Source organism: Micromonospora sp. WMMD1102 (genome assembly GCF_029626265.1).
In the GTDB taxonomy this organism is placed as follows: Bacteria; Actinomycetota; Actinomycetes; order Mycobacteriales; family Micromonosporaceae; genus Plantactinospora.
In genome coordinates this window covers 7,237,721-7,251,752 of the sequence record NZ_JARUBN010000001.1, presented here as the reverse complement: position 1 = coordinate 7,251,752, position 14,032 = coordinate 7,237,721, and the positions used below count along the sequence as shown (strand labels likewise).

Annotated in this window: 11 protein-coding genes; 9 read left to right on the top strand and 2 right to left on the bottom strand. The window is 73.4% G+C overall.

Going from position 1 to position 14,032, the window contains the following annotated elements; genetic code table 11:
- The first annotated feature begins 95 nt into the window (after window positions 1-95).
- The 3 genes from O7626_RS32855 (at window position 96) to O7626_RS32845 (ending at window position 4,135) form a co-directional block, all read left to right on the top strand.
- Window positions 96-2,000, top strand: coding sequence for an ABC transporter ATP-binding protein (locus O7626_RS32855; RefSeq protein WP_278064884.1), 1,905 nt, complete (start codon window positions 96-98; stop codon window positions 1,998-2,000).
- A gap of 85 nt (window positions 2,001-2,085) precedes the next feature.
- On the top strand, window positions 2,086-2,616 hold the full coding sequence (locus O7626_RS32850; RefSeq protein ID WP_278064883.1) for a hypothetical protein: 531 nt from the start codon (window positions 2,086-2,088) through the stop codon (window positions 2,614-2,616).
- A 349-nt stretch (window positions 2,617-2,965) separates the two neighbouring features.
- A complete protein-coding gene (locus O7626_RS32845; RefSeq protein WP_278064882.1) occupies window positions 2,966-4,135 on the top strand; it encodes an aminotransferase class I/II-fold pyridoxal phosphate-dependent enzyme in 1,170 nt (389 codons plus the stop codon).
- A 56-nt stretch (window positions 4,136-4,191) separates the two neighbouring features.
- On the opposite strand, the gene O7626_RS32840 is transcribed toward O7626_RS32845, so the two are convergent.
- Window positions 4,192-5,712: a hypothetical protein gene (locus O7626_RS32840; RefSeq protein ID WP_278064881.1), complete on the bottom strand. Its 1,521-nt coding sequence runs from the start codon at window positions 5,710-5,712 to the stop codon at window positions 4,192-4,194.
- A gap of 52 nt (window positions 5,713-5,764) precedes the next feature.
- Here O7626_RS32840 and O7626_RS32835 point away from each other — a divergent pair, with 52 nt between their 5' ends.
- Together O7626_RS32835 and O7626_RS32830 are read left to right on the top strand one after the other, a co-directional pair.
- Window positions 5,765-6,631, top strand: a complete 867-nt coding sequence (locus O7626_RS32835) for an alpha/beta hydrolase (RefSeq protein ID WP_278064880.1) — start codon at window positions 5,765-5,767, stop codon at window positions 6,629-6,631.
- A 283-nt stretch (window positions 6,632-6,914) separates the two neighbouring features.
- Entirely contained in the window at window positions 6,915-7,613 is a 699-nt protein-coding gene (locus O7626_RS32830; protein ID WP_278063504.1) for a C39 family peptidase, read from the top strand.
- Window positions 7,614-7,743: 130 nt separating this feature from the next.
- Here O7626_RS32830 and O7626_RS32825 read toward each other — a convergent pair whose 3' ends face one another.
- The gene (locus O7626_RS32825; RefSeq protein ID WP_278064879.1) at window positions 7,744-8,538 is read right to left on the bottom strand and encodes a phenylalanine--tRNA ligase beta subunit-related protein; all 795 of its coding nucleotides are present in this window, start codon (window positions 8,536-8,538) and stop codon (window positions 7,744-7,746) included.
- A gap of 73 nt (window positions 8,539-8,611) precedes the next feature.
- Here O7626_RS32825 and O7626_RS32820 point away from each other — a divergent pair, with 73 nt between their 5' ends.
- The 4 genes from O7626_RS32820 to O7626_RS32805 all read left to right on the top strand — a co-directional run bounded on the left by O7626_RS32820 (window position 8,612) and on the right by O7626_RS32805 (window position 13,969).
- Window positions 8,612-10,150 carry a PLP-dependent aminotransferase family protein gene (locus O7626_RS32820; protein ID WP_278064878.1) on the top strand — a complete coding sequence of 513 codons (1,539 nt, stop codon included), beginning with the start codon at window positions 8,612-8,614 and terminating at the stop codon, window positions 10,148-10,150.
- 96 nt (window positions 10,151-10,246) lie between these two features.
- Window positions 10,247-11,113: an SMP-30/gluconolactonase/LRE family protein gene (locus O7626_RS32815; RefSeq protein WP_278064877.1), complete on the top strand. Its 867-nt coding sequence runs from the start codon at window positions 10,247-10,249 to the stop codon at window positions 11,111-11,113.
- Between the two features lie 136 nt (window positions 11,114-11,249).
- Window positions 11,250-13,577 carry an excinuclease ABC subunit UvrA gene (locus tag O7626_RS32810; RefSeq protein ID WP_278064876.1) on the top strand — a complete coding sequence of 776 codons (2,328 nt, stop codon included), beginning with the start codon at window positions 11,250-11,252 and terminating at the stop codon, window positions 13,575-13,577.
- Window positions 13,574-13,969: a hypothetical protein gene (locus O7626_RS32805; RefSeq protein ID WP_278064875.1), complete on the top strand. Its 396-nt coding sequence runs from the start codon at window positions 13,574-13,576 to the stop codon at window positions 13,967-13,969. The genes O7626_RS32810 and O7626_RS32805 overlap by 4 nt, the downstream gene beginning before the upstream one ends.
- Window positions 13,970-14,032: the final 63 nt, after the last annotated feature.

Sequence of the window (14,032 nt, the reverse complement as noted above, 5' to 3'; positions counted from 1 at the left end):
TGCCCGAGATTGACCTCGACAACACTTGAGGTCCTAATGTCGGTGGGCGCCGATATGGTCCGGTCGATTCGGTGTTCACAGGGGGAGCAGGCACGATGGATATGGAAGTCACGGCGTGGAACTCGCTCTACCACGCGATGCACGCCCAGCAGGACAGACGCCCGTTCTCGATGGCCACGCTCCGCCGGATCGCCGGCTTCGCCCGGCCGCACCGTCGACGACTCGCCTGCTACCTGCTGCTCAGCGTGGTGATGGCGGTGCTGGCGGTGGCCACGCCGGTGCTGGCCGGGCGAGTGGTCGACGGCATCGTCGGCAACGGCAGCACCGACCTGGTGGTCGGGCTCGCCGTGCTGATCGGGGTCGTCGCGCTCGTCGAGGCCGGGCTCGCGCTCTACAACCGCTATCTCTCGGCGAGCATCGGCGAGGGATTGATCCTCGACCTGCGGACAGCCGTCTTCGACCACGTGCAGCAGATGCCTGTCGCCTTCTTCACGCGTACCCGGACCGGTGCCCTGGTGAGCCGGCTCAACAACGACGTGATCGGCGCGCAGCGGGCCTTCTCCGACACCCTCTCCGGAGTCGTCGGCAACCTCGTCATGCTGCTGCTCACCCTGGTCGTGATGATCGGGATCTCCTGGCGGATCACCCTGCTGGCCCTGGTGCTGCTGCCGGTATTCGTGTTGCCGGCCCGCCGGATGGGCAGCCGGTTGGCCCGGCTGGAGCGCGAGGCCGCCAACCACAACGCGACGATGAGCACCCAGATGACCGAGCGCTTCTCGGCGCCGGGGGCGACCCTGGTCAAGCTCTTCGGCCGGCCGGCGGAGGAGTCGGCCGAGTTCGCCCTCCGGGCCCGCCGGGTCCGCGACATCGGGGTACGCACCGCGATGGTGCAGTCGGTCTTCATCACCTCGCTCACCCTGGTATCGGCGCTGGCCCTCGCCCTGGTGTACGGCCTCGGCGGCTTCTACGCGCTGCGCGGCCAGCTCGAACCGGGCGCCGTGGTCGCGCTCGCCCTGCTGCTGACCCGGCTCTACGCCCCGCTGACCGCGCTGGCCAGCGCCCGGGTCGAGGTGATGAGCGCACTCGTCAGCTTCGAGCGGGTCTTCGAGATCCTCGACCTCAAGCCGTTGATCACCGAGAAGCCCGACGCGGAGCGGGTGCCGGACGGGCCGGTCTCGGTCGAGCTGGACGGGGTGACGTTCGGCTACCCGTCGGCGGAGAAGGTTTCGCTCGCCTCGCTGGAGGAGGTGGCCACCCTGGACACCCGGGGCGGGGTCGACGTGCTGCACGACGTGTCGTTCCGGGTCGAGCCGGGCCAACTCGTCGCCCTGGTCGGCTCCTCGGGAGCCGGCAAGTCCACGATCGCCCAGCTCGTACCCCGGCTCTACGACGCCGACGCCGGTGCCGTACGCCTGGCCGGGCGGGACGTTCGGGACCTCACCGCCGACTCCGTACGGGAGACACTCGGCCTGGTCACCCAGGACGGGCACCTGTTCCACGACACGATCCGGGCCAACCTGCTGCTGGCCCGGCCCGGCGCGACCGAGGACGAACTGTGGGACGTGCTGCGCCGGGCCCGGCTCGCCGACCTGATCGAGAGCCTTCCCGACGGGCTGGACACCGTGGTCGGCGAGCGCGGCTACCGGCTCTCCGGCGGTGAGCGGCAGCGGCTGACAATCGCCCGGCTGCTGCTGGCCCGCCCCCGGGTGGTGATCCTGGACGAGGCGACCGCACACCTCGACTCCACCTCCGAGGCGGCGGTGCAGGCGGCACTCGGCGAGGCACTGGCCGACCGTACGGCGCTGGTGATCGCGCACCGGCTCTCCACCGTACGGGCCGCCGACCAGATCCTGGTGGTCGAGGAGGGCCGGATCGTGGAGCGCGGCACCCACGACGAGCTGCTCGCCGCCGGTGGCCGCTACGAGGAGCTGTACCGGACCCAGTTCGACCAGCAGGAGGGGCGGCCCGGAGCCGGAGAGCCGGCACTGGTCGCCGGCTGATCGCCGGCTGGGTGGGCCCGACGGCCAGATCGGGACGCCGGGACGGTCGTGGCGGACCGGTGCGGCCGGACCCGACAATGACGTGGTGACGACCGAACCATCCCCATCCGTCTCCTCCGCCGGTACGGTTCCCGCCCAGCCGGCACCGCCGGAGATCGCCCCGGAAGTCGTGCCGGAGACCTCGCCGGTCCCCGAGACCTCGCCGCCGGAGGTCCCGGCCGATCCGGCGACGCCGGACCTGCCGAGCACCACCGAGGCGCCGGCCCCGCCCACCGCCACGGCATCGCCGGCCACCGCCGCAGCCGGATCGGCCGATTCCACGCCGGTCGACCCCGGGCCGACCGGCTCGACGGCGGCGAGGTCGTCCGGTGACGGCTCGGCCAACCCGACAAAGGTCCGGATCGACACTCCGGGCGCCACCATCGAGATCGAGGCGAACGAGCCCCTGGCCGAGGTGGTGGCGACCGCGCTGCGGCTGTTCCACGAGGCCGGCGGCTGGCCGCAGGTGAACAGCCGGTCCGCCGGGTTCGCCCAGGCCGAACGTCGGGACACCTATCCGGTGCAGCCGAGTTCGATGCCGTACGGGCCCGGGTCATACCCCGTGCAGCTGCCCTAGCCTGCGGGCACGCGTGCTCAGCAGACGCGGCCGGAACGCGGCGCACCCCTTAGCCTCGGCGCCCTCGCTGCCGGGGACTACTACCTCTCGCGCAGACTGTCGAGCTGCCCCGCCTGCGCTCCCGCCGCCAGATCCAGATCCGAGATCGGGTCCGGTCGGTCCGACCCGGCCACGGCGCGTCCACCGCGGATCGACGCCTGCCCCGTCTGTGCACCCAGCTCGACAGTCTGCGCGCGAGAGTGTCCCGCCCCCACTGATCGCCCTGGCGCGGAGGCGGGACGGCCGGCCCGGGCTGGTGCGGTGTTCAGGCCGGGGCGGGCCGGGGCCGGGGGGCGAGTACCGTGGCGTGGTGGGCAACCCCTTGCAGACCCTCTCCCTGGCCGACCTGCGGCGCCGCAGCAGCGAGAAGTGGCGGCGGTACCCGCCGGACGTACTGCCGCTCTGGGTCGCCGAGATGGACGTGCCGCTCGCCGAGCCGGTCGCGCGGGCGCTGACCGACGCGGTCGCGCTTGGCGACACCGGCTACCCACAGGGCGGCGCGGACTACGCCTCGGCGCTCGCCGGATTCGCCCGGGAACGCTGGGGCTGGGCACCGAAGCCGGAGCACACCCGGCTGGTCCCCGACGTGATGCTCGGCGTGGTCGAGGCGCTCAGGCTGGTCACCGGGTACGGCGACGCGGTCGTGATCAACCCGCCGGTCTATCCGCCGTTCTACGACTTCATCCGGAGTGCCGACCGGCGGGTGGTCGAGGCGCCGCTGGACCCGGAACACCGGCTCGACCCGGACGCCCTGGCAGCCGCCTTCGCCGAAGCCGTCGCCGGTGGCCGGCAGGCCGCCTACCTGCTGTGCAGCCCGCACAACCCGACCGGCACCGTGCACACCGCCGACGAACTCGCGATGGTGATCGAGCTGTCCGACCGGTACGGCGTACGCGTGGTGGTCGACGAGATCCACGCGCCGCTGGTCTGTCGCGGCGCGACGTTCCGGCCGTACCTCTCGATGCCCGGCGGTGAGCGCGGCCTCGCGCTGTACTCCGCGTCGAAGGCGTGGAACCTGGCCGGGGTGAAGGCGGCGCTGCTGGTCGCCGGGCCGGCGGCCGCCGACGACCTGGCCCGGATGCCGAAGGTGGCCGGCGACGGCGCCAGCCACCTCGGCGTACTCGCGCACACCGCCGCGTTCCGCTACGGCGGCCCCTGGCTCGACGAACTGCTGGCCGGGCTCGACCAGAACCGCCGGCTCCTCGGCGACCTGGTCGCCGAGCACCTGCCGCAGGTGCGGTACCGGCCGCCGGAGGGCACCTACCTCGCCTGGCTGGACTGCCGGGACCTGACCCTGCCGGCCGGTGCTGCCGGGGCACCCGCCGACCCGGCCGAGCTGTTCCTGGAGCGTGGCCGGGTCGCGTTGGTCCCCGGGCCGGCCTTCGGGACCAACGGGGCCGGACACGTCCGGTTCAACCTGGCGACCTCGCCGGAACTGGTCACCGAGGCGGTCCGCCGGATGGCCTCCGCACTACGCTGACGAACGGCCGACGTGCTGGGCTGGCGACCGCGCTGCGCTGACCGCTCGGCGGCAACTCAGAAATCGCGCCAGTCGTCGAACCAGTCGTCCGCGAGCTTCGCCGGAACCCCGGCCCGGTCCGCCAGGGCAAGGAACGCGTCCCCGGCCTGCTCGCGGTTGACGGTGTCGATGATCTCGTAGCGCTGCTCGATCCGGTTGAGCGCGTCGACCAGGGTCCGGAGGATCGGCTCGGCCGCCCGGACCCGAGCATCGCCCTCGGTCGGCAGCCGGTCGACGGCCCGCAACGCGGTCGAGTACGCCCGGCAGGCGGCCGTGCCGCCGCGCGGATCGTCGTCGACCCAGTCCCGGAACGGGTTGCCGAAGTTCGCCTCCAGCCACGCGTCGGACTTCGCCCCCCGGAGCAGCAGCTCGACGCCGGTGTCCCGGTAGCGGGTCCGCAGCGCGGCGACGACCGAGCGGCGCAGCCCGTCAACCGCCAGATGGCGCAGGGCCGGCAGATCGGGCAGAGTGTCGGCGGCGCAGCCGTACCCGTCGAGCAGTTCGACGGCGTACAGCCGGGACAGCGTTGCCAGCGGGTCGGCGTCGACCAGCAGGCCGGGCGCCTTCCGCCAACTCAACCGGAGCGTTTCCAGCTCGGCCGGCGCGCCGAGCGACGCTGCCGAGACCACCCCGTCGGCGCGCACACCCAGGCGGCGTACGCCGTGCAGCCCGGCAGGCAGCAGCATCGGAGTGTCGGGGAGCTCGACACTCAGGTCGATCCACCGTCCGCGTTCGGCCGCCTCGACGGTGGCCGGCAAGCCGCCGACGAGTCCGCAGTACAGCAGGGTGGGCGGCAGCCGCAGGACCCGCACACCGGAGCCGCGGAGGGTGAACCTGGTCAGGTTGCCGGCCGTCAGGTCGATCTCGGACGGGGGATCGTGCCAGGTCAGGTTTGCGACGATCGGCCGGGCCGCGAGCGCCTCGGGCAACCCGCGTGCCGGGCCGTGCCAGGTCAGCGTGGTGCACCGGGGCAGCGCGTCGAGTCCCGCCCAGCGCACGTCGCCGCTTGCCGGAAGCAGGGCCGAGCCGGCGAGGTCGAGGCTCGGCGTGGCCGCGCCCATCGTCGCCGGCTCACCGCCGAGGTCGACCTCGACCTGGCCCCTGGTCATGGCCGCCCGGTAGTCCGCCTTGACCCGCTCTGGCAACCGCAGGTCCCACTGGCGCTGGCGGTAGACCTGGTCGGGCAGGTAGGACCAGCTGGCATAGCTGGCCGAGGTCTCGGGTGCGCCGGGCCGGAGCGGCTGGTCACCGAGCCAGTCGAAGTCGAGCGGGATGGGGTCGTCCCGCCGTATGTTGACGGCCGCCAGCGCTCCGGTGTGGCTGTGGTGCCGCAGCCGCAGCGGACCGGCCCCGGCGAGCTGCGCCAGGGTCGGCCGTTCGGCCGAATACCAGTCCAGGGCGTACACCAGCAGCGTTTCGTCGCCGACCGAGACCACCTGGGCGGCACCGTGTCCGCCGCGCGGCAGCGTCAGCACCGCCACCGCACCCGGCCCGATCCCGGCCCCGCTGACAGCCCCGCCAGGGGGAGTATCCGGCATTCGGCCATGCTAAGTGGACGGTAGGACAACCTCCGGTGGCAGACTGCTCGACATGGCGGGTGGAGGTGCGGAGGCCGGAGGGCTGCGGGTCGCGGCCGGTGGGGGTGCGGGCCAGCCGGTGCTGCTGCTGTTGCACGGGATGGGCGCGACCGGTGACGTGTGGCGGGGCTGGGCTGGGTTGCTCGCCGAACACTGGCCGGGCCGCTGGCTGGCGCCGGACCTGCCCGGGCACGGCGGCTCGGCGCCGCTCGACCGGTACTCCTTCGACTCCTTCGCCGCCAACCTGGCCGGGCTGTTCGCGCCTGGTGACCGGGTGGTGGTGCTCGGGCACTCGCTGGGCGGCGCCGTCGGGCTTGCCCTGGCCGGGCAGGCATCGGCGAAACCGGCCGGGCAGGTGTCGGCGGAGCCGGCCGGTCGCGGTCCGGTCTCGGCGGAACCGGGCGGCACCGGTCCGGGCTGGGCGGTCGAGGCGGTTGTCGGGCTGGGTGTGAAGGTCGGCTGGACTTCCGACGAGCTGGGCAGGGCTGTGGCACTGGCCGCCCGGCCCGTCGGCTGGTACGACTCCCGGGCCGAGGCGGCACAGCGGCACCTGCGGGTCTCCGGGCTGGTCGGGATCGTCGAACCGGACGATCCGGTTGTCGACGGCGGAATCCTCGCGTCCGGGGGCGGTCGCTGGCGGCTGGCGATGGACCCGCGCGCGTTCGGGGTCGGGGCGCCGGAGATGGCCGGCCTGCTGTCGGCGGCGTCGGTGCCGGTGCTGCTGGCCAGGGGCGAGCACGACCCGATGGTCGGTGCCGACGAGTTGGCCCGGCTCGGCGTACCGTCGCACACGCTGTCCGGTCTGGGGCACAACGCCCACGTCGAGGATCCGGCCGCCGTGCTGGCGTTGCTAGAGGGGTTCCACGACGTCCGGTCCTGAGCCGGGTGTCCGGTTTTTGGTCATGATCGGGTGGCTGGTCGGGCCGGGTCGCGGAACATCGGGCCGGTGGCCATGGTTATACCCGGCGTACGTCCGCAGCAGCACCCCGCAGCCCTGGCCACCCCCCGGGTGCCCGGGGAATGGGCAGCCGGCGGGCGTCGTTACATCCCCCCGGGCATCCCCCTGAGAACTTCTGAGCTTCGGGTTTCTTTCCCTCTTTCGACCCGCCACCGCGCACCCGCGGGTGGTGGTGTCGTACCCCCGGAAATGGAAGGTGACCATCATGACCAACGTCAAGCGGTGGCTCCCGGCCATCACCGACACCCCGATCCGTAAGACCGCGCTCGGCATCGCCGGCCTCGCCGTCGTCGGCGGCGCGTTCGCCGCCCCCGCCATCTCGACCGACACCCCGCCCACCGGCGGCAACCCGACCGCCGCCGCGGTCACCAACGACATCCGCGACATCGACAAGCGGGCACCGTCGAAGACCCTCGACTACCAGTACAAGGCGCAGGAAAACTTCTACTACTGCGCCCCCGCCGCGACCCGGATCGCGCTGTCCGCGCAGGGCCAGACCCCCAGCCAGGACGACGTCGCCAAGCGGCTCGGCACCACCGAGGCCGGCACCAACTCGGCCGAGGACACCACCCGGGTCCTGAACACCACCGGCGGTAAGAACTACCGCACCGTCGCGATCCCGGACAGCACCGCCAAGCCCGAACAGATGGACCGACTCCAGGTCGACATCGTCAACGCCATCGACGCCAAGCGTCCGGTCGTGATGAACATCAAGGGCACCGCCACCGACGTCGACGGCATGTCGCACTCCTACCCCGGCGGGCACTACCTGACCGTCGTCGGCTACGACGACCACGGCCGCAAGGTCAAGATCGCCGACCCGGCCAACCCGGACCAGGCCCAGTACTGGATGAGCACCATCAACCTCGCCAACTGGGCCACCGAACGCGGCTACTCCGCATAAGCACCAACAGCACAGCAACACAGCAGCACCGAGAGGGCCAGCCCCGCAACAGGGGCTGGCCCTCTCACCGTCTCCGGAACAGCCCGTACACCCACGGCCCGCCACCCCCGAGTCGGCGGGTCGTAGGGGTTCAGCGGCCGAACTCGAAGCGCGGATTGTCGCGGGTCAGGATCGCGGTCGTCGGTCGGACCGCCCAGAGCGCGACTAGTTCGTCCGCCAGCGCGGCGGTCAACTTCGGTACGTCGACCGGCGCCGATCCGTGCAGTCCCTCGACCACGATCAGGATGTCGTCGGTGCTCTCCCGCACCGCCGAGTACCCGCTCTGCCGGTTGGTCCAGCGCCGTGCGTGTGCCCGCCCGGTGGCGTCGGCGAAGATGACCTCACCGGCGGCCGGGTGCTCGACCTCACCCGAGAAGGTCTGGTACGTCTCGCTGCCCTCGGCCGGGCGTACCTCAAGGCTTCCGCTGATCCGGCTGACGTCGAAGACGCCGACCGGGATGGCGAAGGCGAGCGAGGCGGCGTTGCAGAGGTCGATCAGCGGGTGGATCCGGGGCAGCGATCCCTCCCGGGCGAAGCGTCGGAGCAGCGCCTCGGCCGCGCACCGGTACTGCGTCGGCTTTAGCCCCATCCGGGTGAAGGTCCGCCGCCAGGCCCGGATCTCCGGCTGCTCGGCGACCGGCCCGGTCTCGAGGCGGGCCTCGGCGGCGGCGGTGAACCTGGCGATCGCCGACCCGATCGCCGACCCGGTCCCCGTCTCGATCGCCGACTCGATCTGCGAGCCGTCCCCGGCGGTCCGGCCGGCCTCGACACCGTCGGCGGTTCCGGGGCGCCGGGTGAGCCCGGTGGCGGCGACGACCCCGGCCACGAGTTCCGGATGGTCGGACCAGATCTCGGTCGAGTGCTGGAAGTACACGTGTCGCCTCACCCCGTCGTCCTGCGCCGCGCGGCCTGGCGGCGGCGATGTCGCCTGCGATCACTCTGCCCGGCACAATGGCCTGATGGACAGGGCCAAACAGGAGGCAGCCGACGGGTCCATGACGGCCGGCTCCGACTTCCTCCAGCTCGACATCGGCGAGGCGCCGGCCGGCGGCCGGGCGGACTGGCTGGCCAACCGGCTGCGCTGCGCTATCGCCGACGGCCGGGTCCCGGTGGGCGGCCGGTTGCCGGCGACCCGGGTACTCGCCGCCGAGCTGGGCGTCTCCCGGGGCGTGGTCACCGAGGCGTACCAGCGGCTGGTCGAGGACGGGCACGTCGCCGGCCGGGGCCGTGCCGGTACCGTCGTCGTCTCCGCTCCGCTCGGCACCCCCGCCCCGCGGTCGGGGTCCACCGGCTCCCGGCGTACCGGCGATTCGGTGCCGGCCCCCCGAGGTTCCGCCGCCGAGGCCCGGCTGGGCGGCACCGACTCGCAGATCTTCGCCAGCGCGCCCCGGCTGGACGTCTTCGACTCGCTGCGCGCCGCGCCGGCCCGGATCGACCTGACGCCCGGCGTACCCGATCTCGCCGCGTTTCCCCGCGCGGCCTGGCTGCGGGCCGAACGCGCCGTGCTGCACGACCTCGCCCCCGGCGACTTCGGCTACGGCGACCCGAGGGGTACCCCGAGACTCCGGGTCGCCGTCGCGCACTGGCTGGCCCGCAACCGGGGGATCGCGGTGGATCCGGACGACCTGCTGGTGGTGGCCGGGGTCGCGCAGGCGCTGACCCTGCTCGGGCAGGTGTTGCACCACGACGGGGTGCGGACGGTGGCGGTGGAGGACCCGGGCTCGCTCGGGGTCCGGCAGCAGCTTCGCAACTGGGGACTGGCGACGCCGCCGATCCCGGTCGACGCCGGCGGGCTGCGGGTGGCCGAACTGGTGGACAGCGGCGCACCGGCGGTGATGCTGACCCCGGCGCACCAGTTCCCGACCGGGGTGGTGCTGGACGGCGCCCGGCGGCGCGAGCTGATCCGCTGGGCGGCCGGCGGCGGGCTGGTCGTGGAGGACGACTACGACGCCGAGCACCGGTACGACCGGCCACCCGTGCCCGCGCTCCGGGCGGTACTGCCCGAACAGGTCTGCTACGCCGGCAGCGTCTCCAAGCTGCTCGCCCCGGCCCTGCGGGTGGGCTGGCTGCTCGCCCCGAGCCGTTACCGGGCCGCCCTGGTCGACGCCAAGCGGGCCGCCGACCTCGGCAACGCCGCCCTGCCGCAACTGGTGCTCGCCGAGTTGATCGGGTCGGGGGCGCTGGAACGGCACCTGCGGCTGCTCCGCCGGCGGCACGTACGCCGCCGGGACGCGATGATCGCGGCGATCCGGACCCACCTGCCGGACGCGGTGCTGCACGGCGCGGCGGCGGGGCTGCACCTGACCATCACATTCGCCGACGGCAGCGTCGACGACGTGGAGTTGGCGACCGCGGCGCTGGCCCGGGGCGTCAAGGTGCAGCCGCTCTCCTGGCACCGGCAGCGCCCCGGCCCGCCGGGACTGGTGCTCGGCTACGCCGCCAACGCCACCGCCGAGATCGCCGACGGCATCGCGATCGTCGGCACCGTGCCGCGCTGACATGATCGAGCTGCCGAGATCGTGACGGTCGAGGATCGTGGCGGTCGGGCAGTGCGGCGGTCGGGCAGCGGGGCTGACGAGAGGAGTACGAGGGTGATGGACGACGCGACGCGGGTGACCCAGGTGACGGAGGCGTGCTGCCAGCATGCCGAGGGCCCCGTGTGGGACACCCGGACGGAACGGCTGCTCTGGGTGGACATGCTGGCCGGTGACGTACTGGCGCTGGAGCCGGGGACCGGGGAGGTGGCCCGGCACCACGTGGACGGCGTCGCGGCGGTGGTCCGGCCCCGGGCCGGGAACGGCTACCTGGTCGCGGTGGAGCGCGGGTTCGTGCTCACCGACGCCGAACTGCGGCCGGTACGCCGGCTGCCCGACCTCTGGACCGATCCGGACCTGCGGATGAACGAGGGCGGCTGTGACCCGGCCGGCCGGTTCTACTGCGGCTCGATGGCGTACGACACCAGGCCGGGGGCCGGGGCGCTCTACCGGCTCGACGCCGACCTGACGCCCCGCCGGGTACTGGCCGACGTCACCATCTCCAACGGCCTCGGCTGGTCGCCCGACGGCACCCTGGCGTACTACGTCGACACCCCGACCCAGCGTGTCGACGTCTTCGACTACGACGTTGCCGAGGGGGTGCTGACCGGCCGCCGCCCGTTCGTGCGGATCGAGCCCGACGAGGGCGCCCCGGACGGGTTGACGGTGGACGCCGAGGGCGGGGTCTGGGTGGCGCTCTGGGGCGGCGCCGAGGTACGCCGCTACGCGCCGGACGGCCGGCTCGACGTACGGATTCCGGTGCCGGCCGGCCAGGTCACCGCCTGCACGTTCGGCGGCCCGGAGCTGCGCGACCTCTACATCACCACCTCCCGGCTGGGCCTGGACGACCCGGAACCGGCGGCCGGTGCGTTGTTCCGGGCCACCCCGGGGGTTGCCGGGCTGCCGGTCACCCCGTTCCGGGCCTGATCCGCCGCCGTCCTCGCCCGGACCTCTTCCGGACCGTCGACAGCAGGTGACCCGCTGGTTGAGACTTCTGCTCCACGTCGGAGCGTCAGGCCAGAGTAAAGTCTCAACATCGAACTTCAACGATACAGTTGAAGGAATGAGTGTCGTTGAATCTTCCGGGCAGCGGGCGCCGGTCGCGGAGTGGATCCGGGTCAGCGGAGCCCGCGAGCACAACCTCGCCGCCGTCGACGTCGAGATCCCCAAACGCAGGCTGACCGTCGTCACCGGCGTCTCCGGGTCGGGGAAGTCGTCGCTGGTCTTCGGGACGATCGCCGTCGAGGGCCAGCGGCAGCTGACCGAGATGCTGCCGATGTTCGTCCGCACCTTCCTGCCCAACTCCGCCCGCCCGGCCGTCGACCTGATCGCCCACCTGCCGGCGACGGTCGCCGTCGACCAGCGACCGCTGACCGGCGGGCCGCGCTCCACCGTCGGCACCATCACCGACATCGCCCCGCTGCTGCGGCTGCTCTTCGCCCGGGTGGGGGAGCCGTTCGTCGGCTACCCCGACGCGTTCTCCTTCAACATGCCCGCCGGGATGTGCCCGGAGTGCGAGGGCCTCGGCGAGATCACCGACGTCGACCTGACCGTCTTCCTAGACCGGAGCCGGTCGCTCAACCAGGGTGCGCTGCTCGCCCCACCCTTCAAGGTCGGCAGCCGGGACTGGCACCTGCTCGCCAACTCCGGCCGGCTCGACCCGGACAAGCCGGTCTCGGCGTACTCGGAACGGGAACTCGACGACCTGCTGCACTCCACCGACGGGACCGTGCCGCTGGAGGTGGCCGGGTCCACGGTCAACCTCGGCTACCAGGGCGCGGTGGTGAAGTTCCGCCGCCGCTACCTCGACCAGGCGGCGGAGCCGACCGAGCGGACCCGCCGGATGGTGCGGGAGTTCACCACCTCGGTGCCGTGCCGGGCCTGTGGCGGCAGCCGGCTCTCGCCGCTGGCGCTCTCCAGCCGGGTCGGCGGGCACACCATCGCCGAGCTCTCCGCGATGGAGGCCGAGGAACTGCTCGGCGTACTTGCCGGACTGGAACTGCCGGCCGCCAAACCGGTCCTGCACGCCCTGGCCGCCCAGGTCGGACACCTGGTGGAGATCGGGCTCGGCTACCTGAGCCTGGACCGGCGCACCGGCACGCTCTCCGGGGGCGAGTCGCAACGGGTCAAGATCGTGCGACACCTCTCCAGCAGCCTCAACGACCTGCTCTACATCTTCGACGAGCCGAGCGTCGGCCTGCACCCCCGGGACGTGCACCGGCTCACCGGCCTGCTCCGGACGCTGCGGGACAAGGGCAACACCGTACTCGTCGTCGAGCACGACCGGGACGTGATCGCCGCCGCCGACCACGTCCTCGACCTCGGCCCCGGAGCGGGTACCGCGGGCGGCCGGGTGGTCTTCGCCGGGAACGTCGGCGCGCTCGTCGACGCCGGCACCCACACCGGCCGGGCGATGACCGGACGCACCCGGCTGAAGGCGGCGGTGCGCACCCCGACCGGAGTACTGCCGATCGTCGGCGCCCGGACCAACAACCTGCGCGACCTCAGCCTCGACCTGCCGGCCGGGGTGCTGACCGTACTCGCCGGGGTGGCCGGCGCGGGCAAGTCGAGCCTGGTCGGCGGCGCGTTCCGGGCGCAGCATCCGGCGGCGGTGATCGTCGACCAGTCGATGCCACACGCCAACCGCCGCTCCACTGTGGCCACCTACACCGGGATCGCCGACCAGATCCGGGCCGGGTTCGCCCGGGCCAACCGGGTCGGACCGGCGCTGTTCAGCGCCAACTCCGCCGGTGCCTGCGCCACCTGTGCCGGGCTCGGCGTGGTGCATACCGACTTCGGCGCGCTGGAGGGCGTCCCGCTGGTCTGCCAGACCTGCGACGGCCGGCGCTTCTCCGACGAGGTGCTCGGCTACCGGCTGCGCGGGCGCAGCATCGGCGACGTACTGGAGATGACGGTGGCGCAGGGGCGGGACTTCTTCGCCGGCAACCGCCGGATCGCGCCGGTGCTGGCGGCGACGGCCGACGTGGGGCTGGACTATCTGCGGCTCGGCCAACCGCTGACCAGCCTCTCCGGTGGCGAGTGCCAGCGGATCAAGCTCGCCGCGCACCTGCGGGGCGGCGCCCCGGCGTACGTGCTGGACGAGCCGACCACCGGGTTGCACATGGCGGACGTGCGGCGGCTGCTGGGCGTACTGGACCGGCTGGTCGACGAGTACGCGGCGACCGTACTCGTGATCGAGCACAACCTGGACGTGGTCGCGCACGCCGACTGGGTGGTGGAGTTGGGGCCGGAGGGCGGCAGCCGGGGCGGCCGGGTGCTCTACCAGGGCGAGCCGCGCGGGCTGGTCGAGCTGGACGGCTCGCCGACCGGCGTGCACCTGCGGCGGGCGCTGGGCGGACCGGAGGCGGCGCCGAAGGGGTGGGCGGCATGACGCCGGTACCGGACGAGGAGCGGCGCCGGTTCGCCGCCGCCGTCGGCGCCGCCGCCGAGGCGGTGGCCGAGCTGCTCGGCCGGCACCAGGTCCGGCCCGGCACCCCGGTCCCGCTCGCCGAGCTGCTGCCGGAGCTGGCTGCGGGGCACCGCGCCCTACAGACTGCCGTCGACGGGTACGCCGGGCCGCTCGCCGTGGACCCGGCCGGCCGTCCCGAGCCGTTGGGCCAGGAACTCGCCGGTCTGATGAGCTGGCTGCAACTGCTCACCGTGCACTACCGGGGGCTGGCCGACGTCCCCGAGCCGCTCCGGGTCGGCGCCGGCCGGAGCTTCTCGGCCGCGCACCTCGCGGCCCGCCGGGTACGCGACCGTGCCCGCCGGCTGGCCGCCTGACCGCGCCCGCCACTCGGCGTCGCGGTCACGCCCGGCGGCTGGTGGCCCGGTCGCGCCGGGCGG